Here is a 22,423-nt window from a genome sequence, read left to right as displayed (position 1 = left end):
AACACCAGAAGAGAAAGAGAACAGATTCATGTACCGTTTTTTTGTAGAAGAAAGTCAGATTTATGACGGCACTGTCCACATCACGGGCAGTGACGTTAATCACATCAAAAATGTGCTCCGCATGCGGCCGGGCGAAAAAATACTGGTCAGTACCGGAGGCGAAAAGGAATATCATTGTGCCGTTTCGGATTTCCCGGAAGGTGAGGTTCTTGCCGCAGTAGAAGAAGTCACAGCAGCAGACAGAGAACTCCCGTCCGGAATTGTACTGTTTCAGGGTCTGCCAAAAGGTGACAAAATGGAACTGATCATCCAAAAAGCAGTGGAACTTGGTGCGACGGAAATTGTTCCGGTGGAGATGAAACGCTGCGTTGTGAAGCTGGACCGGAAAAAGGCGGAAAAGAAAGCAGAGCGTTGGCAGACGATCGCGCTTGGTGCGGCAAAGCAGTCCAAACGGATGCAGATTCCGACGGTACACATGCCTGTTACATTTCAGCAGGCGCTTGCAATGATGGCAGAATCAGACGTTCGCCTGATGCCGTATGAGAACGCAGAGGGGATGGAAGGAACGAGAAGAATTCTGGAATCCATTGAACCGGGTGAATCTATTGCGATCCTGATCGGACCGGAGGGCGGCATCGACGAAGCGGAAGTGGAAATGGCCATGAAGGAAAAGGTAGAGCCGATTACGCTCGGAAAGCGCATTCTGCGCACGGAAACGGCCGGAATGACCGTGCTTTCCATTCTGGTGTATCTTTTAGAAGGAAGGGAACGAACAAGATAATGGAAGCATATCTGGACAATTCCGCAACCACCTGTGTTTATCAGGAAACCGCAGATCTCGTCTGTGATCTGATGGTAAATCATTATGGAAATCCGTCTGCGATGCATCAAAAAGGGGTAGAAGCAGAACAATATATCAGAACCGCCCAGGAAACGCTGGCAAAGATTCTGAAAGTCAAAGAAAAAGAAATTTTCTTTACCTCCGGTGGCACAGAGTCCGACAACTGGGCGCTCGTCGGAACAGCAATGGCAAATAAGAGAACGGGAAACCACATCATCACAAGCGCGATCGAGCACCCGGCCGTGTCAGCACCGCTGGCGTTTCTGGAGGAGCAGGGATTCCGTATTACGCGCCTGCCGGTAAATAAAGAAGGCCTTGTGGATGTGAACGAACTCGAAGAAGCGATCACGCCGGAGACGATTCTCGTTTCGATTATGTATGTCAACAATGAGATCGGTGCTGTTGAGCCAATCGAGGAGATCGGACGCAGAATCAAGGCGAAAAATCCGAAAACGTATTTTCATGTCGATGCGATCCAGGCGTTCGGCAAATACCGGATTTATCCGAAACGGATGGGCATCGACATGCTCTCCGTGAGCGGCCACAAGATCCACGGACCGAAGGGAAGCGGCTTTTTATATATTGATGAGAAAGTAAAAATCCGTCCGCTGATCTTAGGCGGCGGCCAGCAGAACGGTATGCGTTCCGGAACCGACAATGTGCCGGGCATCGCAGGCCTTGCGAAATCCGCTGAGATCGTTTACAAGCATTTTGACGGGCAGACCGCGCAGATGCGTGCCTGCAAACACCGTCTGATCGAAGGCTTACGGGAGCTGGACGATGTGGTCATCCATGGCATGCCGGAAGAAGAGGGTGCGCCGCAGATTGTCAATGCATCGTTCTTAAATGTGCGCAGTGAAGTGCTGCTGCACACGCTGGAGGACCGCCAGATCTACGTTTCCGCCGGAAGCGCCTGCTCATCACACAAGAGAGCCGGAAGCCCGACGCTGACTGCTATCGGCGCATCGAAAGCCGAGATGGAGTCTGCCGTGCGGTTCAGCTTCAGCGAATTTACGACACTGGAACAGATTGATTACACCCTGGATACGCTGTGCGAGGTACTGCCGATGCTGCGCAGATTTACCAGGAAATAATAGAAAGAGGAAAATTATGATTACAATACAGCCGGAAATTGAAATCCTGAGCACCGAATCCTACGAGGATATGCTGCGCCGGATCGAGAAAATCGGAAGAGTCTGCTACAAGAGCGAGGAGCGCATTGGAGAAGGCACTGCAGAGAAATTCATCGCAGGCATCATCAAACGCGGTCATGAATCCGTCATTGAGCACGGCTCCATCACCGTAAAAGTAACGTGCGACCGCGGCGTGACCCATGAGATCGTCCGTCACCGTATCGCAAGCTACAGCCAGGAGAGCACCCGCTACTGCAACTATTCGAAAGATAAATTTGGAAACCAGATCACCTGTATCGACCTGGCAACCGGATTTTCCTATGATCTGGACGACGAGAACGACCGTAAAAAATACGAGGTATGGCAGAAAGCAATGGAAGCTGCAGAGCAGTATTACTTCCAGATGCTCGAACTCGGAGCAAAGCCGGAGGAGGCAAGAAGCATTCTTCCGAACTCCCTGAAAACCGAGATCGTCATGACCATGAACTTAAGAGAGTGGCGCCACTTTATCCGGCTTCGAAGCGCCAACGCCGCACATCCGCAGATGCGTCAGGTATCTGACCTGATCCTGAAGAAATTTTCTGAGAAATATCCTCTGTTCTTCCGCGATCTGGCTGAGAAAAAAGGAGAATAAAAAACGATGATGTACAAAGCATTTCTGGTAAAATATGCCGAGATCGGCATTAAAGGAAAGAACCGTCATCTGTTCGAGAAAGCGCTCTGCGTACAGATGGAGCACGCGCTTGCCCCGGTAGACGGAAATTTCCAGGTCACCCGTGAGATGGGACGAATCTATGTCAACACCGAAGGAGACTTTGATTACGAGGGCGCTGTCGATGCGCTGACAAGAGTTTTCGGTATCGCCGAGATCTGCCCGGTTGTCATTTTAGAGGACACCGGCTTTGAAGATCTGGCAGAGGCAGTGGTTTCCTACGTGAAAGAGCTGTACCCGACCGAGGAGAAAACCTTTAAGGTATGCGCACGCCGTGCGAACAAAAACTATCCGATGCACACAATGGAAGTCAACTGCGAGCTGGGCGGCCGCATCCTCGATGTCTGCCCGAACCTCAAAGTAGACGTTCACGAGCCGGATATCTATTTGAACGTCGAGCTGCGTCAGAAGATTTATTTGTACTGCGAGAGCATCGCAGGCCCTGGCGGTATGCCGGTCGGCACAAACGGACAGGCCATGCTGCTGCTTTCCGGCGGTATCGACAGCCCGGTTGCCGGATACATGATCGCAAAACGCGGTGTTAAGATTGATGCCGTTTACTTCCACGCTCCGCCGTACACCAGCGAGAGAGCCAAACAGAAGGTTGTGGATCTTGCAAAACTCGTTGCACGCTACAGCGGCCCGATCCGTCTGCATGTGGTCAACTTCACCGAGATCCAGCTTGCAATCTACGAAAAATGCCCGCACGACGAGCTGACCATCATCATGCGCCGTTATATGATGAAGATCGCAGAAGCGTTTGCACGTCAGGACAAATGCCTTGGCCTGATCACCGGAGAGAGTATCGGACAGGTGGCAAGCCAGACGATGCATTCCCTCGCCGTTACCAACGAAGTCTGCACCATGCCGGTCTTCCGTCCGCTGATCGGTTTCGACAAACAGGAGATCGTCGATATTTCCGAAAAAATCGGTACGTACGAGACATCCGTTCTGCCGTATGAGGACTGCTGCACGATCTTCGTTGCAAAGCATCCGGTGACAAAACCGAACCTGAATGTCATCAAATGCTCCGAGCGCCATCTGGACGACGTGATCGATGAGATGATGGAACGCGCAGTTTCTACCGCAGAGACGATCGAGGTCTGCTAAGGAAAACTTGCTTTAAAGAACAAAAAAGGCCGGATCTTGTTTTGGGGGTTCTGAAAAACAAGATCCGGTCCTGATGATAAACAAAGACAAAAAAAGAGCCGCGGCGAGTGCGCGGCCCTTATGTTCTATCGTAATTATACAATGTACGGAGCAAGAACATCAAGTACGGTCTGAAGAGCATCTCCATCAGCATGGACGTTCAGGTCGATCGGTTTGGAAAGGTCGAGACTGAAGATTCCCATGATGGATTTTGCGTCGATTACGTATCTTCCGGATACCAGATCGAAATCAAAATCGAATTTGGAAATGTCGTTGACGAAAGATTTTACTTTGTCGATAGAATTAAGAGAAATCTGTACTGTTTTCATGTTTGTAATCCTCCCTGTTATTTGGTTAACATTATTTATTACCCTCATTTAACAGCTTTATCTTACCGTTTGGAGGGGAAAAAGTCAATGCGAAAACATACAAAGATAAAGTGGAATCTTCGTGATTTTTAATAATAAAGATGAAGAAGAAAGGAGTATGGCATGAAAAAAACGGTAGCTTTGCATAATCTTGGGTGTAAAGTGAACGCATATGAGCTGGAAGCCATCCAGCAGCTCCTCGAAGACAGAGGGTACGAGATCGTGCCTTTTGCACCGGGAGCGGATGTTTACATTATCAATACGTGTACCGTGACGAACATTGCGGACCGGAAATCGCGGCAGATGCTGCACAAAGCGAAAAAGATGAATCCCGATGCGGTTGTCGTGGCCTGCGGCTGTTATGTGCAGGCGGCTGGGGAAAAACTCGAAGAGGATACGGCGATTGATCTGATCATCGGAAATAATAAGAAGAAAGATCTTGTGGATATTCTGGAAAACTTTCTGGCAGAACGTGAGGATGGTGGAAAACCATCCGACGCGGAGTGTAAGAGCTTCCTCGTGGATATGACACACAACCGTGAGTACGAGACACTCTCGATCAGCAAAACGGCGGAGCACACCCGAGCATTCCTGAAAGTACAGGATGGATGCAATCAGTTCTGTACTTATTGTATTATCCCGTACGCGCGCGGCAGAGTCAGAAGCCGCCGCCAGAGTGATGTGGTAGAAGAAGTAAAACGTCTGGTGGAGGCTGGATACCAGGAAGTCGTGCTGACCGGTATCCACCTTTCCTCCTACGGACTCGATTTCCCGGAGGGCGAAAAAGAGACGCTGCTCGACCTGATCCGCGCTGTTGATGCAGTGGACGGCATCAGAAGAATCCGTCTCGGATCCCTGGAGCCGGGCATCATCACCGAAGAGTTTGCAGAGGCGATCGCCGCAATGCCGAAGGTGTGCCCGCATTTCCATCTTTCGCTGCAGAGCGGAAGCAATGGAACACTGAAGCGGATGAACCGGAAATATACCGCAGAAGAATACAAACACAAATGCGATCTGCTGCGTAAGGTATATGGAAATCCGGCGCTGACGACCGATGTGATTGTCGGTTTCCCGCAGGAGAGTGAGGAGGAGTTTGAAGAGTCGCGCGCCTTTGTCGAGGACATTCATTTCTTCGAGACTCACATCTTCAAGTATTCGAGAAGAGAAGGCACCCGCGCCGCAGCGATGGCAGGCCAGATTCCGGAGCAGGAGAAGACGAAGCGCAGCCACGTTCTGCTGGAACTGGACGAGAGACGGAGACAGGAATATATGGAAGGCTTCCTCGGAAAAGAGCTGGAAGTGCTCATGGAAGAAGAAGTCGAGATCGACGGCGTCCGTTACTGGACGGGACACACGAGAGAATATCTGCGCGTTGCTGTTCTTTCAGAAGAAAATCTCATGAATCAGATGGTGCTTGTCACCCCGGCGAGAATCCATGGAAAAGACTGTCTGATGTAGGAAATGATACTGATCCGGAAGATCTGATAGAAAAAAGAGCCGGAACGAAAAAGTTCGTTGCACTTTTTGAGGGTTCGTGGTAGAATACCCCGTGAGCCTGCAAAAAGGCGGGCAGACGAAGAAGAAAAACAGCGGCTGGCAGAACGAACGAAGAAGTGAGGGATGTCGGCTGCTTTCGCGTCTAAAAAGTATAATCTGTAATTCGTAGTAATTCGTAATGAAATGTTCGGCCGCAGATGCGGCAAAGGGTAAAAATCGTGATCAAAGAAGAGATTGTCAGAGAACTTTATGCAATTGCAGGGGAAGATGCGGTACAGACCGCAGAACCGATGAAAAATCATACGACCTTCCGTGTGGGCGGTCCGGCAGATTATTTCGTCGCTCCTCATACAGAAGAAGAAATTAGAAAAATCGTGGCTCTCTGCGAAGAAAAAGAGATCCCGTGGTTCGTCACCGGAAACGGCAGCAATCTCGTTGTAAGTGACGAGGGCTACCACGGTGTGATTCTTTCGGTTTACAAAAACTTTCAGGGAATCGAAGTGGAAGGAAACAGAATCCGGGCGAAAGCTGGAAGCATGCTCGTATCCATCAGCCGGGCGGCAAGAGAAGCCGGTCTTTCCGGTATGGAGTTTGCCTCCGGAATCCCTGGAACTTTAGGCGGCGGCGTCCGTATGAACGCGGGAGCCTACGGCGGAGAGATGAAGGATATTGTACAGAATGTCACTGTACTCACAAGAGAAGGTGAGATCCGGGAACTGGAAAAAGAAGAGCTCGGCTTCGGCTACCGTGCCAGCGTCATCAAAGACAGAGGCTACGTCGTACTTGGAGCAGAACTTATGCTTGTTCCGGGAGATAAAGAAGAAATTCTTGCCCGCATGCAGGAATTGAAAAACAAGCGGGTAGAGAAACAGCCGCTCGAGTATCCGAGCGCCGGCAGCGCATTCAAGCGGCCGGAAGGCTATTTTGCAGGCAAGCTTGTGATGGATGCCGGATTTTCCGGCTACGCAGTCGGCGGTGCAAAAGTATCGGAAAAACACTGCGGCTTTCTGATCAATGCAGGCGGTGCAACCGCATCGGATGTGATGGAACTGATCCGTCAGATCCAGGCAAAAGTAAAAGAACAGTTTGGCGTACAGCTTGAGCCGGAAATCCAGTTCCTCGGGGAATTCTGATTTTCGTTATCCACCAAAGGAGAAAAAACATGCGTTTTGTAATTGTGACCGGCATGTCCGGTGCGGGAAAAAGTACAGCGTTGAAAATGCTGGAGGACGCGGAATATTTCTGCGTCGATAACCTTCCGATCCCGCTGGTTGAAAAATTTGCACAGCTTACCGCCGACGGTACTTCCGGAGAAATCCAGAAAGTGGCAGTCGGAATCGATATCCGAAGCGGCCAGGCGCTCCCGGACCTGCAGAGTGTTCTGGAGTGGATGAGCATCAACGGAATCTGCTATGAGATCCTGTTTCTGGACGCGTCCGATGACGTGCTGGTCAAACGATACAAAGAGACGAGAAGAACGCACCCGCTGGCAGGTCTTGGACGGGTGGATGAGGGAATTAGAAAAGAGCGCAAAGCACTTGAGTTCCTGAAAAAAGATGCGGACTACATTCTCGATACGAGCCAGCTTCTCACAAGAGAGCTGAAAGCGGAGCTCGATAAGATTTTCGTGCAGGATCAGAAATTCAAAAATCTGATGATCACCGTGCTCTCATTTGGATTCAAATACGGAATCCCGGCGGATTCGGACCTTGTTTTCGATGTGCGGTTCCTGCCGAATCCCTACTACGTAGAAGGCATGCGCCCGCTCTCCGGCAACGATGCTCCGGTGCGGGATTATGTGATGGGATTTGAGACAGCGCAGGTGTTTGCGGAAAAATTAGAGGATATGATCCGTTTTCTGATTCCGAATTATATTTCCGAGGGCAAGCATCAGCTCATTATCAGCATCGGCTGCACCGGCGGAAAACACCGTTCCGTAACCCTTGCCAACGAGCTGTACCGGCGTCTTTCCAACGCGAAGGACTATGGAATCCGGATTGAGCACCGGGATCTGGAAAAAGACGCCATCCGAAAAGGAATTTAGAGGTGGAAGGATGTCATTCTCAAGCGAGGTAAAAGAGGAATTATCGAGACATCTTCCGACGGCACGCCACTGCCAGATTGCGGAAACAGCGGCGATCCTGTCACTCTGCGGACAGATTTCCGAGAAGGACGGGACGATACGGATTCAGACAGAGAATGCGTATGTGGCAAGAAAGTACTTTACTTTATTGAAAAAAACATTTAATATAGAGGCAGAGCTTGCAGTTAAGCTGAATCAGAAGGAAAATACGTATCTGATCCGCGCAAATGACAGGGAAGAAACCCGTCAGATTCTGCAGGCAGTGAAGTTACACGAGACAGACCGGCAGTTAACAATGCCGATTCCGGCTGTTGTGGTACAGCGTCAGTGCTGCAAACGGGCATTTCTGCGGGGCGCATTTTTAGCGTCCGGTTCCATCAGCGATCCCAACCGGTTTTACCATCTCGAAATTGTCTGCCCCGATGCGCCGAGAGCAGAACAGGTGCAGGAACTTCTGAAAAGCTTTGGAATTGATGCACGGATCGTTCTCCGGAAAAACCACCATGTGGTTTATATGAAAGAAGGCGCACAGATTGTGGAGATGCTTGGCATCATGGAAGCCAACATCGCACTTATGAATCTGGAAAACGTGCGGATCTTAAAAGAAATGCGCGGCAGTGTCAACCGAAAGGTGAACTGTGAAACTGCCAACATCAACAAAACGGTCAGCGCGGCGATCCGCCAGATCGAAGATATCCGGTATATCGAAGAAACCACAGGCTTTTCTTCTCTGCCGGAACCGCTGGAGCAGATGGCAAGGCTCCGCTTACAATACCCGGAAGCATCGCTTCTGGAACTGGGCAAGATGTTAACGCCGGTTGTTGGTAAATCCGGAGTTAATCATAGATTAAGGAAACTAAAAGAGATTGCAGAAGATTTGCGAAGGAAACAAGGAGGAGAAGTATTATGATTAAGAAACCAATCACAATTCGTCTTTCAAGCGGCCTGGAGGCGAGACCAGTTGCCATGCTGGTACAGGTAGCGAGCCAGTACGAAAGTGAAATCTACGTCGAGAGCGGCAGAAAAAAAGTAAATGCGAAGAGCATTATGGGTATGATGACACTTGGTCTGGACAATGGCGAGGAAGTTACCGTGACCGCAAACGGAAAAGACGAGAGCGAAGCCATGGACGGCGTTGAAAAATATTTAAGCAGTCCTTCTGCTGAATAATCTTACTGCACTTATAGCATAAACATAGAGCAAAACGGCATGTCAGAAAATTTTGACATGCCGTTTTGCTATGCTTTTTTATGCGAAAACAGACGAAAATCAGACCACGTTCTTCGCGCGGAACCAGTAGGTATAGAGATAGGAAAAACCGAGCGATTCATACAGTGTGATCGCAGGCGTGTTTCCCTCGACAACCTGAAGATACGCTTTCGTTGCACCGAGCCGGATTCCCTCGGAGAGGATTGTGCGGCAGATCGAGGAAGCGTAGTGGCGGTGGCGGTACGCAGGATGCACATGGATGGCATAGACACCGACGTAATCGCGGTCGCGGATGCCAAGGCCGGTGGCAACGATCGTTCCGGTTTCATCCTGGATGGAGGTACAGATGGTTTCTTTTGGAATGGCGCGGTACATCGAAGGAACGACCATGCGGTGCATCACGTTCGTCGTGCTCTTTAAAGCAAAGAGGCTGTCAATCCATTTCGGCGGGATAAAGCTGCTGACGGTCACGGCAATGGCAGGATCCTTTTTGGCAAAGTTCGCCAGATCCATTGTCATGACGTGCGTCGTGTGCTGGACTACATAGCCGCGGTCGGCGAGCATTGCATCAAAGCCGGGATTGACAAGCGGACTGATCTTGAAAATTGCCGGTGTACCCCAGCGACGGTAGATCTCCTCACAGTACTGCACTTTTTCTTCCACCGGAATCGTGGACGGCCCGATCTGCTCGACGCTGTTGGTCCGGTGTGTATAAAAATAAGAAAAACGAAGAATCCATCCGTCGTACAGCTCGATCTGGTGAGACGGCCATGCGTTCAGGGAAAGATCTTCGATGGTTTTGATCAGTGTATTCATATGAAAGTATTCCCCCTTTGGTTATGTATATAGTATAGAAGAAACAGGACGGATCTTCAAGAAAAAATCGAAAAATTCGGCACGCGGAACCGGGCGGCCGGGGCACGATGCGTAACGTTTTCTTGCATAATCGAAGAAAAGGGGTTATAATAGGGGGCAAAGACTGAGAATACAAGGAGAATTGAATATGTCAAAATTACTGAAGGTAATTGTGAATACGCTGCTTCTGCTTGCAATCCTGTCAGCAGGCGCACTGGTGATTCCGCCGTTTGCCGGCATCACGACACTTGTCTCAGACGGGATGGGAAATACCAACATTTCCCGCGGCGCTGTCACGTACGCAAAGAAGACAGATACGTCATCGGTTGCGGCGGGAGACAAAATCCTGGTTGATGACAATTCCGGAAAGTATATCTATACGATACAGTCCCTCGACACCGCTGCCGGAACCGCATCCGTAAAAAATGTGATCAGTGGAGACACGACGGAAATTACCGTGAGAGCAACCGTGAGCAAAGTGATCGTCACGATTCCGGTGATCGGCTTTCTGTCGATGGCGGCGCAGAGCAGAGAGGGAATCATGATCATCGGACTTGCCATTCTGTTTCTGGTCATTCTGTTCATCCTTTCCGAGGTATGGAAACGTGATGAAGAAGAGGATGAGGAAGAAGAGGAAGAAGACGAAGACGAGGACGATGAGAAAGCGTCCGAAGAGCTTCGCAGCAGAAAGAAAGCTGCCCTGGAAGAAAAAAAGAAACGGGAAGAACAGGAAATGACCGAACAGTTGAGAGCAGCCGACCAGAAAACGGCAGAAGAAGAGAAACAGGACGAATTTGAAATTCCGGATCTGGAAGAAGAAGGAACGGAGCAGGTGTCCTTTCATACCGTCGATCTGCAGAACCTTGTAAGAGGAGAAGAAACCGAAGAAATTCCGGAAGCCGTGGAAGAAACGGAAATTGTCGAAGAAGCTGCCGCAGAAGAAACAGCGGAAGAAGTGACAGAAGAAACCGAAGAAACGGAATCTGCAGAGCCGGGAACTGTGGAAGAAATCGAAGAGTTTGAAGAAACCATCGAAGAGCCGGAACCGGAACCGTCCGAGCCGATCGAACTTGCCATGCCGGTTTACACGGCGGAAGAACTCCTCCAGAAGGCCCACGCAGCCGGAGATGACCCGAAAGTCATTGAAGATCCTGCAACCGGCATCACAATCTTAGATTATTCCGACATTCTGTAACTATTCAGAGCCATGCGAACGAAAAGAAAAGAACGCGAATCATGCTTGCATGAATGAACGTTCTTTTCTTTTTGTTCATATGGCAAGAAGCCACATCGAGATGCATCGCAGCGGAATCGAGATGGGGCTCTGAATAGTTGGAAAACGTCAAAAAAGAGAGAAATATAGGAAAAGTGCACAACACGGCACCCCTGTATTTCTCTTTTTGCATAAAAACGGATAAATCGAAAAAAATAAAAAAAAACCTTGATTTTTCGCGTGCTTTCTTGTATACTAACAACTGTTGTGACATTGATAGCGTTGAAGCGCGAGGTTGCCGCTGAGAAACAGCGGGTTTTCCGTGGAGCGAATGTCAAGTTAAAGAAACTGGCGACAAGTCACTGTACCCACAATTAAGTCCACCTGTAAGAGTGGAAACGACCGTGTGCAAACATCAGGACACACACGGGTAAGTGTACAGTCACCGCTTGTCGTACTCGTAAAAGTGCGAAAAGGAGGCGACTTTTTTTATGGCAAGTCAAGTAATGAGAATTACACTGAAAGCGTATGATCATCAGTTAGTAGATGCATCTGCACAGAAAATTATCGAAACTGTAAAGAAGAACGGAGCAACGGTGAGCGGACCAGTACCGCTTCCAACGAAGAAAGAGGTAGTAACAATCCTTCGTGCAGTTCACAAGTACAAAGATTCCCGTGAGCAGTTCGAGCAGAGAACCCACAAGAGACTGATTGATATCATCGCACCTACCCAGAAAACAGTGGATGCATTAGCAAGACTGGAAATGCCGGCTGGTGTTTACATCGATATCAAGATGAAAAACAAATAAGATCAGCTGTAAAAAGTCCGGGATCAGCCCCCGGCCATCAATTAAGTAAGCAATAGATGATATAGAAGCAACACTCATTCGAAGGAATCAACATCCCTAAGGGTCATAGTGTTCCACTTATATCAACTGTTCGCTAGAATGAACTTCTTTATAATAGGAAGTTCCGCTGTAGATAAAACAGGAGGTAAAAGGAATGAAGAAAGCAATTTTAGCTACAAAAGTCGGAATGACTCAGATCTTCGACGAAAACGGTGTTTTAGTACCGGTAACTGTATTGCAGGCAGGTCCGTGTGTTGTAACACAGGTGAAAACCGCAGACAACGACGGGTACAGTGCAATTCAGGTAGGCTTCGGCGAGAAGAAAGAAAACCGTGTGAACAAACCAATGAAAGGTCAGTTCGCAAAAGCAGGTGTTTCCTGCAAGAGATATCTGAAAGAGTTCAGATTTGAAGATGCTGAAACCTATACATTAGGACAGGAAATCAAGGCCGATATCTTTGGCGCAGGCGACAAAATCGACGCTACTGCAACAAGCAAAGGTAAAGGATTCCAGGGTGCCATCAAGAGACATGGTCAGTCCAGAGGACCTATGGCTCATGGTTCCAAATATCATCGTCACGCAGGTTCCAATGGTGCTTGCTCCGATCCGAGTAAGGTATTCAAAGGAAAAAGAATGCCAGGACAGATGGGCGGAAAGAAAATCACCGTACAGAACCTGGAAATCGTAAAAGTTGACGTAGAGAACAATTTACTGTTAGTCAAAGGTGCTGTACCAGGACCGAAGAAATCCATGGTTACCATCAAAGAGACAGTAAAATGCGGTAAATAAGTTCGTTGAAAGGAGGAACACACGTAATGGCTAACGTATCTGTATTAAATATGGAAGGCAAAGAAGTTGGCAGCATGGAGCTTAATGATGCAGTGTTCGGTGTAGAAATCAACGAACATCTGGTACATCAGGCTGTAGTGCTTCAGCTTGCAAATAATCGTCAGGGAACTCAGAAAGCTAAAACCCGTTCCGAAGTAAGCGGTGGCGGAAGAAAACCGTGGAGACAGAAAGGAACAGGTCACGCAAGACAGGGTTCAACAAGAGCTCCTCAGTGGACAGGCGGCGGAGTTGTATTCGCTCCAGTACCAAGAGATTACTCTTTCAAAATGAACAAGAAAGAGAAAAGAGCTGCATTAAAATCCGTTCTGACAAGCAAAGTTCAGGAGAACAAATTCATCGTTCTTGATGAGCTGAAACTTGCAGAGGTTAAAACAAAAGAGATGAAGAAAGTGCTTGATAACCTCAAAGTAAACAACGCACTGGTAATCATCGGAGATGACAGCGAAAACGTAGCACTTTCCGCAAGAAATATTGCTGGCGTTCAGACTGCATCTGTTAATACCATCAATGTATTCGACATGCTGAAATACAACACCATCATCGCAACCAAGAGCAGTGTTGCATCTATCGAGGAGGTGTACGCATAATGGCAGATATCAGATATTACGACGTAATCCTGAAACCAATCGTAACTGAGAAGAGCATGAACGCTATGGGCGAGAAGAAATACACATTTATGGTTCACCCGGAAGCAAACAAATCTCAGATTAAAGAAGCAGTTGAGAAAATGTTCGAAGGAACAAAAGTAAAAAGCGTAAACACCATGAACATGGACGGAAAGAACAAACGTCGTGGAATGGTAGTTGGAAAAACTGCAAAGAGCAAGAAAGCAATCGTTGCTCTGACCGAGGACAGCAAAGACATCGAAATCTTCGAAGGACTTTAATTAGCAGCTGTTCGAAATATGCACACATAAGTGCGATACGAAATGAAAGGAGAACAAAGTAATGGGAATCAAAAGCTTTAACCCATATACACCTTCCAGAAGACACATGACCTCCTCTGATTTCAACGAAATCACGAAGAGCACACCGGAGAAATCTCTGGTAGTGTCCCTGAAGAAAAACGCTGGTCGTAACAACCAGGGTAAAATCACTGTAAGACACCGCGGAGGCGGAAGCAGAAGAAAATACAGAATCATCGACTTCAAGAGAAGAAAAGATGATGTTCCGGCAACCGTTAAATCGATCGAGTACGATCCGAACAGAACAGCAAACATCGCTCTGATCTGCTATGCAGACGGCGAGAAAGCATACATCCTGGCTCCGGAAGGACTGAAAGTTGGCATGAAGGTTATGAGCGGCGCTAGCGCCGAGGTAAGACCTGGAAACTGCCTGCCGCTGTCCGAGATTCCGGTTGGTACCATGGTTCACAACGTAGAGCTTCATGCAGGCAAAGGCGGACAGCTTGTTCGTGCAGCTGGTAATGGCGCTCAGCTGATGGCTAAAGAAGGCAAATACGCAACCCTTCGTCTTCCGTCTGGAGAGATGAGAATGGTTCCGATCAACTGCCGCGCATCCATCGGTGTTGTTGGAAATGGCGAGCACAGCCTGATCAACATTGGTAAAGCAGGACGGAAACGTAACATGGGTATCCGCCCGACTGTACGTGGTTCTGTCATGAACCCGAATGACCATCCACATGGTGGTGGAGAAGGAAAGACCGGTATCGGACGTCCGGGCCCGTCTACTCCTTGGGGAAAACCGGCTCTTGGCCTGAAGACCAGAGCAAAGAACAAGCAGTCTAACAAGTACATCGTAAGAAGACGCGATGGAAAAGCTTTATCGAAATAAGGAGGTAAACGATGTCTCGTTCATTAAAAAAAGGACCATTTGCAGATGAAAGCCTGTTAAAGAAAGTTGACGCTGCAAACGCTTCAGGAGATAAAACAGTCATTAAAACCTGGTCACGTCGTTCTACAATCTTCCCGTCATTCGTTGGACACACAATCGCTGTTCATGACGGAAGAAAACATGTGCCGGTATATGTTACAGAGGATATGGTTGGACACAAACTCGGTGAGTTCGTAGCAACCAGAACCTACAGAGGTCACGGCAAGGACGAGAAGAAATCCGGCGTCCGCTAAGTAGAATGATTTGAGAGAGGAGGTTTTTTAGCAATGGCTAAAGGACATAGAAGTCAGATTAAAAGAGCAAGAAATGCTAACAAAGATACCAGACCGTCTGCAAAGTTATCCTACGCTAGAATGTCTGCGCAGAAAGCTGGATTTGTTTTAGATGCAATCCGCGGTAAAGACGTAACAACCGCACTTGGTATTGTAACTTATAACCCGAGATATGCCTCCAGCGTAGTGAAAAAACTGCTGGAGTCCGCAATCGCAAACGCTGAGAACAACAACGGTCTTTCCAGAGAAAACCTGTATGTAGCTGAGTGCTTCGCTAACAAGGCTCCGACCATGAAGAGAATTCATCCGAGAGCACAGGGCAGAGCTTACAGAATCCTGAAGAGAAACAGCCACATCACGATTGTGTTAGACGAGAAATAAGGAGGACATGTCATGGGACAGAAAGTTAATCCACACGGCCTGAGAGTCGGTGTTATTAAAGACTGGGATTCCAAATGGTATGCCGAGGGTGATTTCGCAGATAACCTCGTAGAGGACTACAACATCCGCACATACCTGAAGAAGAAACTGTACAGCGCAGGTGTTTCCAAGATCGAAATCGAAAGAGCATCTGACAGAGTAAAAGTTATCATCTACACCGCAAAACCGGGCGTTGTTATCGGTAAAGGCGGAGCAGAGATCGAGAAAGTAAAAGCTGAAGTTCAGAAACTGACTGACAAAAAGCTTATCGTAGATATCAAAGAAGTAAAAAGACCGGACCGCGATGCACAGCTCGTTGCTGAGAACATTGCATTACAGCTGGAAAACCGTATTTCCTTCCGTCGTGCTATGAAGTCTACCATGCAGCGTACGATGAGAGCTGGCGCTAAGGGAATCAAAACATCTGTATCCGGACGTCTTGGTGGAGCTGATATGGCTCGTACCGAGTTCTACAGCGAGGGAACTATTCCGCTGCAGACCCTGCGTGCCGATATCGATTATGGATTCGCTGAAGCAGATACCACTTACGGTAAAGTTGGCGTAAAAGCATGGATCTACAATGGCGAAGTACTTCCAACCAGAACTAAAAAGGAAGGGAGCGAGAATTAATTATGTTAATGCCGAAGAGAGTAAAACGTCGTAAACAGTTCCGTGGTTCCATGAAGGGTAAAGCCCTCAGAGGAAACAAAATTAACTACGGTGAATTTGGTCTCGTAGCCCTTGAGCCATGCTGGATCAAATCCAACCAGATCGAGGCAGCCCGTATCGCCATGACACGTTACATCAAACGTGGTGGTAAAGTTTGGATCAAAATTTTCCCGGACAAACCAGTAACCGCACAGCCGGCTGAAACCCGAATGGGTTCCGGAAAAGGTTCTCTGGAGTACTGGGTAGCAGTAGTAAAACCAGGCCGTGTAATGTTCGAAATCGCAGGTGTTCCGGAAGAAACAGCCCGCGAGGCATTACGTCTTGCCATGCATAAGTTACCATGTAAATGCAAAGTTGTTTCTCGTGCAGACTTAGAAGGCGGTGATAACAGTGAAAACTAACGAATTTGTAAAAGATTTAAATACAAAGAGCGCAGCTGAGCTGAATGACGAATTAGTAGCTGCTAAAAAGGAACTCTTCAATTTAAGATTCCAGAATGCAACCAACCAGCTTGACAATACAAGCCGAATCAAAGAGGTTCGCAAAAATATTGCAAGAATCCAGACTGTTATTGCCCAGAAGGCAAACGCAGCTGAGTAATTAGGAGGAAAATATCGTGGAAGAAAGAAATCTTAGAAAAACTCGCGTGGGCAAAGTTGTCAGCGATAAGATGGATAAGACTATCGTGGTTGCCATCGAAGACCATGTAAAACATCCTCTGTACAAGAAAATTGTAAAAAGCACATATAAGCTGAAAGCACACGATGCAAACAACGAGTGCCATGTAGGTGATACCGTACGAGTTATGGAAACAAGACCTTTATCCAAAGATAAGAGATGGAGACTTGTGGAGATCGTTGAGAAAGCGAAATAAATAAGAGATCAGAATGCTAAAGGAGGAATACCAGCATGATTCAGCAGGAAACTAGACTGAAAGTCGCTGACAACACCGGTGCAAAAGAAATCTTATGCATTCGTGTTATGGGCGGTTCTACAAGAAGATATGCCAACATTGGTGATGTAATCGTTGCTTCGGTCAAAGATGCAACACCAGGCGGCGTTGTTAAAAAAGGTGACGTAGTAAAAGCTGTTGTTGTAAGAAGCGTAAAAGGCGCTCGTCGTAAAGACGGTTCTTACATCAAATTTGATGAGAACGCAGCAGTTATTATCAAAGATGACAAAACTCCAAAAGGAACCCGTATTTTTGGACCAGTAGCCAGAGAGCTTCGTGAGAAACAGTTCATGAAGATTGTTTCCTTAGCTCCGGAAGTATTATAGGAGGACAGCTATGTCAATGAAGATTAAAAAAGGCGATACCGTAAAGGTAATCGCCGGCAAAGATAAAGACAAAACCGGCAAAGTAGTCAGCGTTGACGTAAAGAACAACCGTGTTGTTGTTGAAGGCGTAAACATGATTACAAAGCATGAGAAACCGTCTATGAGCAATCAGCAGGGCGGAATCGTTAACAAAGAAGCTCCTATCGATGCATCCAACGTAATGCTGGTTGTAAAAGGAGTTCCGACCCGCGTTGGAATCAAAGTTGAGATGGTTGAGAAAAACGGCAAAACAAAAGCTGTTAGAACCCGCGTTGCAAAAGCAAAAGAGCTGAACGGCGCAGTAATTGATTAAGGAAGAGAGGAGGCAAAACCGTGAGTAGACTGAAAGATCTTTACAACGAGCAGATCGTTGATGCAATGACCAAAAAATTTGGATACAAAAACGTGATGGAAGTGCCGAAGCTCTCCAAAATCGTAATCAACATGGGTGTTGGTGAAGCTAAGGAGAACGCTAAACTTCTGGACGCTGCAATCAGTGATATGGAAGCTATCACCGGACAGAAAGCAGTTACCACCAAAGCGAAAAATTCCGTAGCAAACTTTAAAATCCGTGAGGGTATGCCGATCGGATGCAAAGTTACCCTTCGTGGCGAGAAAATGTACGAGTTCGCAGACCGCCTGATCAACCTGGCACTGCCTCGTGTACGTGACTTCCGCGGCGTAAATCCGAACGCTTTCGATGGCAGAGGAAACTATGCTCTTGGTATCAAAGAGCAGCTGATTTTCCCAGAGATCGAGTATGATAAAGTTGATAAAGTCAGAGGTATGGACATTATCTTCGTTACCACTGCTAACACAGATGAAGAAGCTCGTGAATTACTGACATTATTCAACATGCCATTCGCAAAGTAATAGGAGGAATTGATTCATGGCTAAAACAGCAATGAAAATCAAACAGCAGCGCAAAGCTAAATTCTCTACAAGAGAATACAATCGTTGCAGAATTTGTGGCCGTCCACACGCATATTTAAGAAAATACGGAATCTGCAGAATCTGCTTCCGTGAATTAGCATACAAAGGCCAGATTCCTGGCGTTAAGAAAGCTAGTTGGTAAAATTTTAGAAGGAGGCAAATTCAAATGAGTATGAGTGATCCGATTGCAGATATGCTTACAAGAATCCGTAACGCTAACACTGCAAAACATGATACAGTAGATGTTCCGGCATCCAAAATGAAAATCGCAATCGCTGATATCCTGGTAAACGAGGGATACATTGCAAAATATGAACTCAGCGATGAGGGTGCATTCCAGAATATGCACATCACCCTGAAATACGGCGCTGACAAAAACGAGAAGATCATCACCGGTCTGAAGAGAATCTCCAAACCGGGTCTGAGAATCTATGTTGGCAAAGATGAGCTGCCGAGAGTACTTGGCGGACTTGGAATCGCTATTCTTTCCACAAACCAGGGTGTTATTACCGATAAAGAAGCTCGCAAGCTGCAGGTTGGCGGCGAGGTTCTGGCATTCGTTTGGTAATCTGAAACGAAACAAAGCAACTGAAAACAGAGAGAGCGTAAGGCTCTCTCCGAAAATCTAAGTTAATAGGAGGAAATTGGTATGTCACGTATTGGAAGACTGCCAGTGGCAATTCCTGCAGGTGTAACAGTAGACATCCAGGAAAACAACCACGTTGTAGTAAAAGGACCAAAAGGAACATTAGAGAGAACTCTCCCGGCTGAAATGAGCATCAAACTGGAAGACGGACATGTAGTAGTTACAAGACCGAGCGATCTGAAGAAAATGAAAGCTCTTCATGGTCTGACCAGAACTCTGATCCACAACATGGTAGTTGGTGTTAGCGAAGGCTATACCAAAACACTGGAAGTAAACGGTGTAGGTTACAGAGCTGCAAAACAGGGCAACAAATTAGTTCTGTCTCTTGGATATTCCCATCCGGTAGAGATGATCGATCCGGAAGGACTCTCCTCCGCTGTAGACGGCAACAAGATCATTGTTTCCGGTATCAGCAAAGAGAAAGTTGGCCAGTATGCTGCTGAAATCAGAGACAAGAGAAGACCTGAGCCATACAAGGGCAAGGGAATCAAGTATGCTGATGAAGTGATCAGACGTAAAGTTGGTAAGACTGGTAAGAAATAATTAAGGAGAGTGTGAACATGATTAGTAAAGTATCAAGAGCGCAGATGCGCCAGAAAAAGCATAGAAGATTACGTAATCATATCGTAGGTACTGCACAGCGTCCGCGTCTGTGTGTATTCCGCAGCAATAACCATATGTATGCTCAGATTATCGACGATACGATTGGAAATACTTTAGTTTCTGCTTCTACTCTTCAGAAAGAAGTGAAAGCAGAGCTTGAGAAAACCAACAATGTAGATGCAGCAGCATATCTTGGAACCGTTCTTGGAAAGAAAGCTGTAGAAGCAGGTATTACTGAAGTTGTATTTGACCGTGGCGGATTCATCTACCAGGGAAAAATCCAGGCATTCGCAGACGCAGCTAGAGAAGCTGGGCTGGTATTCTAAGAAAGGAAGGAAAAGAACACATGAAGCATACAATTATTGATGCAAGCCAGTTCGAACTGGAAGAAAAAGTCGTATCAATTAAGCGTGTTACAAAAGTTGTTAAAGGTGGTCGTAACTTCCGTTTCACAGCTTTAGTAGTTGTCGGCGACGGCAATGGACACGTAGGCGCAGGCCTTGGAAAAGCAGCCGAGATTCCGGAAGCTATCCGCAAAGGTAAAGAAGACGCTATGAAGAAACTGGTAAGCGTAGCAATCAATGAGAACGGAAGTATCACTCATGACTACGTAGGTAAATTCGGAAGCGCAGAGGTTCTGTTAAAGAAAGCTCCTGAAGGTACTGGTGTCATCGCTGGTGGCCCAGCCCGTGCCGTAATCGAGTTAGCTGGTATTAAGAACATCCGTACAAAATCCCTTGGATCCAGAAATAAGCAGAACGTAGTTCTGGCTACCATCGCTGGTCTGTCTGAGCTGAAGACTCCAGAAGAAGTAGCAAGACTTCGCGGCAAATCTACAAACGAGATCTTTGCTTAAGGAGGATGTGAAAAATGGCAGATAAATTAAAAGTAACACTGGTGAAATCCCCGATCGGATGTGTTCCGAAACACAGAAGAACCGTGGAAGCACTGGGTCTGAAAAAAGTTAACAAGACGGTAGAACTGCCGGATAACGCAGCAGTTCGCGGCATGGTTAATCAGGTTTCTTACCTGGTTAAAGTAGAAGAAGCATAAGGAGGTACCGTAATGGACTTATCTAATTTACAGCCGGCTGAAGGTTCCAGACAGAACGATAACTTCCGCAGAGGCCGTGGACATGGTTCAGGAAATGGTAAAACAGCAGGTAAAGGCCACAAAGGACAGAAAGCACGTTCCGGAGCACCGAGACCGGGATTTGAAGGTGGTCAGATGCCTTTATACAGACGTCTTCCGAAGAGAGGTTTCAAAAACAGAAACTCTAAGGAAATCGTTGGAATCAATGTAGATGCTCTGAATCGTTATGAGGACGGAGCTGTTGTAACCGTAGAAACTATGATTGAGACTGGTCTTGTTTCTAATCCGAGAGATGGCGTAAAAATCCTTGGAAACGGTGAAGTCACCAAAAAACTCACTGTAAAAGCAAATGCTTTCAGCGAGAGCGCAAAGGCAAAAATTGAAGCGGCAGGTGGAACAGTCGAGGTGATCTAATGTTTAAGACCTTTATCAATGCATTTAAGGTCAAAGATGTTCGTCGCAAAATATTTTATGTGCTTATGATGCTTGTTGTCATCCGGTTAGGCTCTCAGATGCCTGTACCGGGTGTCAATACAAGCTTTTTTGCGAATTATTTTGCAAATAATACGAATGAGGCATTCAGTTTCCTGAATGCATTCACGGGCGGCGGTTTCGACCGTTTCTCCATCTTTGCTCTGAGTATTACACCGTACATTACTTCTTCCATCATTATTCAGCTGCTCACCATTGCAATTCCACAACTTGAGGAAATGCAGCGTGACGGCGAAGAGGGAAGAAAGAAAATGACTGCGATTACTCGTTATGTGACAGTAGGTCTTGCATTGTTTGAGTCTGTTGCCATGGCAGTAGGCTTTGGACGCCAGGGACTCCTCACCACTTTTAACGCAGTTAATGTGATTGTTGTAGTGGCAGCTCTGACAGCTGGTTCTGCCTTCCTTATGTGGGTGGGAGAACAGATCAACGACAAGGGCGTTGGAAATGGTATTTCTATGGTCCTGTTAATCAACATCCTTTCCAGAATCCCGCAGGATATGGTAACCCTTTACGAAACCTTCGTAAAAGGCAAAACCATCGCGCGTGGTCTGCTGATGTGGATTATCATCGCTGTTGTGATCATCGCTGTTGTTGTGCTGGTACTGATCCTGAATGGCGCTGAGAGAAGAATTCCGGTACAGTATTCCAAGAAAATGGCCGGAAGAAAAATGGTTGGCGGACAGTCATCCAATATTCCGCTGAAGGTAAATACAGCGGGCGTTATCCCGATCATCTTTGCATCATCCATCATGTCTTTCCCATCGATTATCCTGTCGTTTGTCGGAAAGTCGGATATCAAAGGCATCGGCGGAACGCTGATCAAGATGCTGAATTCCAACAACTGGTTTGACAAAACCAATCCAGTTGCTTCGCTGGGCCTGATTCTCTACATTGTCCTTGTTGTTTTCTTCGCTTATTTCTATACCTCCATCACCTTCAACCCGATGGAAGTTGCAGATAACATGAAAAAACAGGGCGGCTTTATCCCAGGCATCCGCCCGGGTAAATCCACGGTAGATTATCTGAACAATCTGCTCAGCTATATTATTTTTATCGGTGCAGCAGGTCTTACCATTGTTGCAGTGATTCCATTTTTCTTTAATGGATTTTTCAAAGCGAATGTATCCTTTGGAGGTACTTCTCTGATCATTATTGCCAGCGTAATTCTGGAAACCTTAAAACAGATTGAATCCATGATGCTGGTACGCAATTACAAAGGATTCTTAAACGATTAAGGCATAAGAGGGACTGTCTGGATAAGACAGGCCCTTTCTTTTGTTTAAAGCGCTTTTAAAGAGGCTTTAGCAGAGAAAATTTTTGCTATTGTGGTTTACTTTATGGTATAATAAGGTAAATTACACGCAG

34 protein-coding genes are annotated in these 22,423 nt (G+C 47.1%); 32 read left to right on the top strand and 2 right to left on the bottom strand.

Going from position 1 to position 22,423, the window contains the following annotated elements:
• Positions 1-28: 28 nt before the first annotated feature.
• The 4 genes from I2G42_RS10510 to thiI are packed head-to-tail and all read left to right on the top strand — an operon-like array spanning position 29 to position 3,796.
• Entirely contained in the window at positions 29-781 is a 753-nt protein-coding gene (locus tag I2G42_RS10510) for a 16S rRNA (uracil(1498)-N(3))-methyltransferase (protein ID WP_022461848.1), read from the top strand.
• Complete coding sequence (locus I2G42_RS10505; protein ID WP_195531018.1) at positions 781-1,935, top strand: cysteine desulfurase family protein; 1,155 nt, start codon at positions 781-783, stop codon at positions 1,933-1,935. Before I2G42_RS10510 ends, I2G42_RS10505 begins: the two co-directional genes overlap by 1 nt.
• A gap of 16 nt (positions 1,936-1,951) precedes the next feature.
• Complete coding sequence (gene thyX, locus I2G42_RS10500; protein ID WP_117813019.1) at positions 1,952-2,608, top strand: FAD-dependent thymidylate synthase; 657 nt, start codon at positions 1,952-1,954, stop codon at positions 2,606-2,608.
• Between the two features lie 9 nt (positions 2,609-2,617).
• On the top strand, positions 2,618-3,796 hold the full coding sequence (gene thiI / locus I2G42_RS10495; protein WP_082424694.1) for a tRNA uracil 4-sulfurtransferase ThiI: 1,179 nt from the start codon (positions 2,618-2,620) through the stop codon (positions 3,794-3,796).
• A gap of 134 nt (positions 3,797-3,930) precedes the next feature.
• On the opposite strand, the gene I2G42_RS10490 is transcribed toward thiI, so the two are convergent.
• On the bottom strand, positions 3,931-4,164 hold the full coding sequence (locus tag I2G42_RS10490; protein WP_022461844.1) for an HPr family phosphocarrier protein: 234 nt from the start codon (positions 4,162-4,164) through the stop codon (positions 3,931-3,933).
• Between the two features lie 162 nt (positions 4,165-4,326).
• Here I2G42_RS10490 and mtaB point away from each other — a divergent pair, with 162 nt between their 5' ends.
• The 5 genes from mtaB (at position 4,327) to I2G42_RS10465 (ending at position 8,953) form a co-directional block, all read left to right on the top strand.
• Entirely contained in the window at positions 4,327-5,661 is a 1,335-nt protein-coding gene (mtaB, locus tag I2G42_RS10485) for a tRNA (N(6)-L-threonylcarbamoyladenosine(37)-C(2))-methylthiotransferase MtaB (protein ID WP_118741769.1), read from the top strand.
• 260 nt (positions 5,662-5,921) lie between these two features.
• Positions 5,922-6,833: a UDP-N-acetylmuramate dehydrogenase gene (gene murB / locus I2G42_RS10480; RefSeq protein WP_373141650.1), complete on the top strand. Its 912-nt coding sequence runs from the start codon at positions 5,922-5,924 to the stop codon at positions 6,831-6,833.
• 29 nt (positions 6,834-6,862) lie between these two features.
• Positions 6,863-7,744, top strand: a complete 882-nt coding sequence (gene rapZ, locus I2G42_RS10475) for an RNase adapter RapZ (protein ID WP_055227737.1) — start codon at positions 6,863-6,865, stop codon at positions 7,742-7,744.
• Between the two features lie 10 nt (positions 7,745-7,754).
• Positions 7,755-8,693, top strand: a complete 939-nt coding sequence (gene whiA / locus I2G42_RS10470) for a DNA-binding protein WhiA (protein ID WP_055227735.1) — start codon at positions 7,755-7,757, stop codon at positions 8,691-8,693.
• Positions 8,690-8,953 (top strand): HPr family phosphocarrier protein, encoded by a 264-nt coding sequence (locus I2G42_RS10465; protein ID WP_055227733.1) that lies wholly within the window; start codon positions 8,690-8,692, stop codon positions 8,951-8,953. The genes whiA and I2G42_RS10465 overlap by 4 nt, the downstream gene beginning before the upstream one ends.
• A gap of 99 nt (positions 8,954-9,052) precedes the next feature.
• Here the strand turns inward: I2G42_RS10465 and I2G42_RS10460 are convergent, their stop codons facing one another.
• Entirely contained in the window at positions 9,053-9,808 is a 756-nt protein-coding gene (locus I2G42_RS10460) for a GNAT family N-acetyltransferase (protein ID WP_055227731.1), read from the bottom strand.
• Positions 9,809-9,995: 187 nt separating this feature from the next.
• Between I2G42_RS10460 and I2G42_RS10455 the strand changes: the two genes are divergently transcribed.
• The 23 genes from I2G42_RS10455 (at position 9,996) to secY (ending at position 22,293) form a co-directional block, all read left to right on the top strand.
• Entirely contained in the window at positions 9,996-11,042 is a 1,047-nt protein-coding gene (locus I2G42_RS10455; RefSeq protein ID WP_055227729.1) for a hypothetical protein, read from the top strand.
• A gap of 509 nt (positions 11,043-11,551) precedes the next feature.
• Positions 11,552-11,869, top strand: a complete 318-nt coding sequence (rpsJ, locus tag I2G42_RS10450) for a 30S ribosomal protein S10 (protein WP_022461667.1) — start codon at positions 11,552-11,554, stop codon at positions 11,867-11,869.
• Positions 11,870-12,062: 193 nt separating this feature from the next.
• Positions 12,063-12,698, top strand: a complete 636-nt coding sequence (rplC, locus tag I2G42_RS10445) for a 50S ribosomal protein L3 (protein ID WP_022461666.1) — start codon at positions 12,063-12,065, stop codon at positions 12,696-12,698.
• Positions 12,699-12,724: 26 nt separating this feature from the next.
• Positions 12,725-13,345 carry a 50S ribosomal protein L4 gene (rplD, locus tag I2G42_RS10440; RefSeq protein WP_022461665.1) on the top strand — a complete coding sequence of 207 codons (621 nt, stop codon included), beginning with the start codon at positions 12,725-12,727 and terminating at the stop codon, positions 13,343-13,345.
• Entirely contained in the window at positions 13,345-13,644 is a 300-nt protein-coding gene (gene rplW / locus I2G42_RS10435) for a 50S ribosomal protein L23 (protein ID WP_022461664.1), read from the top strand. Before rplD ends, rplW begins: the two co-directional genes overlap by 1 nt.
• Positions 13,645-13,705: 61 nt before the next feature.
• Positions 13,706-14,551: a 50S ribosomal protein L2 gene (rplB, locus tag I2G42_RS10430; RefSeq protein WP_022461663.1), complete on the top strand. Its 846-nt coding sequence runs from the start codon at positions 13,706-13,708 to the stop codon at positions 14,549-14,551.
• Positions 14,552-14,562: 11 nt separating this feature from the next.
• The gene (gene rpsS, locus I2G42_RS10425; RefSeq protein WP_022461662.1) at positions 14,563-14,844 is read left to right on the top strand and encodes a 30S ribosomal protein S19; all 282 of its coding nucleotides are present in this window, start codon (positions 14,563-14,565) and stop codon (positions 14,842-14,844) included.
• A 33-nt stretch (positions 14,845-14,877) separates the two neighbouring features.
• Complete coding sequence (gene rplV, locus I2G42_RS10420; protein WP_022461661.1) at positions 14,878-15,264, top strand: 50S ribosomal protein L22; 387 nt, start codon at positions 14,878-14,880, stop codon at positions 15,262-15,264.
• A 12-nt stretch (positions 15,265-15,276) separates the two neighbouring features.
• Entirely contained in the window at positions 15,277-15,933 is a 657-nt protein-coding gene (rpsC, locus tag I2G42_RS10415; protein WP_022461660.1) for a 30S ribosomal protein S3, read from the top strand.
• 2 nt (positions 15,934-15,935) lie between these two features.
• Complete coding sequence (gene rplP, locus I2G42_RS10410; protein WP_022461659.1) at positions 15,936-16,373, top strand: 50S ribosomal protein L16; 438 nt, start codon at positions 15,936-15,938, stop codon at positions 16,371-16,373.
• On the top strand, positions 16,363-16,572 hold the full coding sequence (rpmC, locus tag I2G42_RS10405; protein ID WP_022461658.1) for a 50S ribosomal protein L29: 210 nt from the start codon (positions 16,363-16,365) through the stop codon (positions 16,570-16,572). The genes rplP and rpmC overlap by 11 nt, the downstream gene beginning before the upstream one ends.
• Positions 16,573-16,588: 16 nt before the next feature.
• Positions 16,589-16,846: a 30S ribosomal protein S17 gene (gene rpsQ, locus I2G42_RS10400; protein ID WP_022461657.1), complete on the top strand. Its 258-nt coding sequence runs from the start codon at positions 16,589-16,591 to the stop codon at positions 16,844-16,846.
• Between the two features lie 35 nt (positions 16,847-16,881).
• Positions 16,882-17,250, top strand: a complete 369-nt coding sequence (rplN, locus tag I2G42_RS10395) for a 50S ribosomal protein L14 (protein ID WP_022461656.1) — start codon at positions 16,882-16,884, stop codon at positions 17,248-17,250.
• Positions 17,251-17,260: 10 nt separating this feature from the next.
• Complete coding sequence (gene rplX, locus I2G42_RS10390) at positions 17,261-17,602, top strand: 50S ribosomal protein L24 (RefSeq protein WP_022461655.1); 342 nt, start codon at positions 17,261-17,263, stop codon at positions 17,600-17,602.
• Positions 17,603-17,622: 20 nt separating this feature from the next.
• Positions 17,623-18,162, top strand: coding sequence for a 50S ribosomal protein L5 (gene rplE, locus I2G42_RS10385; protein ID WP_022461654.1), 540 nt, complete (start codon positions 17,623-17,625; stop codon positions 18,160-18,162).
• Positions 18,163-18,178: 16 nt separating this feature from the next.
• Entirely contained in the window at positions 18,179-18,364 is a 186-nt protein-coding gene (locus tag I2G42_RS10380; RefSeq protein ID WP_022461653.1) for a type Z 30S ribosomal protein S14, read from the top strand.
• A gap of 24 nt (positions 18,365-18,388) precedes the next feature.
• Positions 18,389-18,790: a 30S ribosomal protein S8 gene (gene rpsH / locus I2G42_RS10375; protein WP_022461652.1), complete on the top strand. Its 402-nt coding sequence runs from the start codon at positions 18,389-18,391 to the stop codon at positions 18,788-18,790.
• Between the two features lie 81 nt (positions 18,791-18,871).
• Positions 18,872-19,411 carry a 50S ribosomal protein L6 gene (rplF, locus tag I2G42_RS10370; protein WP_173812638.1) on the top strand — a complete coding sequence of 180 codons (540 nt, stop codon included), beginning with the start codon at positions 18,872-18,874 and terminating at the stop codon, positions 19,409-19,411.
• A 17-nt stretch (positions 19,412-19,428) separates the two neighbouring features.
• Positions 19,429-19,797 carry a 50S ribosomal protein L18 gene (gene rplR / locus I2G42_RS10365; protein WP_055220751.1) on the top strand — a complete coding sequence of 123 codons (369 nt, stop codon included), beginning with the start codon at positions 19,429-19,431 and terminating at the stop codon, positions 19,795-19,797.
• Positions 19,798-19,817: 20 nt separating this feature from the next.
• Positions 19,818-20,327, top strand: a complete 510-nt coding sequence (gene rpsE / locus I2G42_RS10360) for a 30S ribosomal protein S5 (protein WP_022461649.1) — start codon at positions 19,818-19,820, stop codon at positions 20,325-20,327.
• A 14-nt stretch (positions 20,328-20,341) separates the two neighbouring features.
• Positions 20,342-20,524: a 50S ribosomal protein L30 gene (gene rpmD, locus I2G42_RS10355; RefSeq protein WP_022461648.1), complete on the top strand. Its 183-nt coding sequence runs from the start codon at positions 20,342-20,344 to the stop codon at positions 20,522-20,524.
• Between the two features lie 12 nt (positions 20,525-20,536).
• Positions 20,537-20,977 (top strand): 50S ribosomal protein L15, encoded by a 441-nt coding sequence (rplO, locus tag I2G42_RS10350; protein WP_022461647.1) that lies wholly within the window; start codon positions 20,537-20,539, stop codon positions 20,975-20,977.
• The gene (secY, locus tag I2G42_RS10345; RefSeq protein ID WP_055220749.1) at positions 20,977-22,293 is read left to right on the top strand and encodes a preprotein translocase subunit SecY; all 1,317 of its coding nucleotides are present in this window, start codon (positions 20,977-20,979) and stop codon (positions 22,291-22,293) included. The genes rplO and secY overlap by 1 nt, the downstream gene beginning before the upstream one ends.
• Positions 22,294-22,423: the final 130 nt, after the last annotated feature.

This window comes from Fusicatenibacter saccharivorans (assembly GCF_015557635.1).
Classification (GTDB): Bacteria; Bacillota; Clostridia; order Lachnospirales; family Lachnospiraceae; genus Fusicatenibacter; species Fusicatenibacter saccharivorans.
The sequence above is the reverse complement of the archived record's forward strand: the minus strand, read 5'-3'. Positions and strand labels throughout refer to the sequence as shown.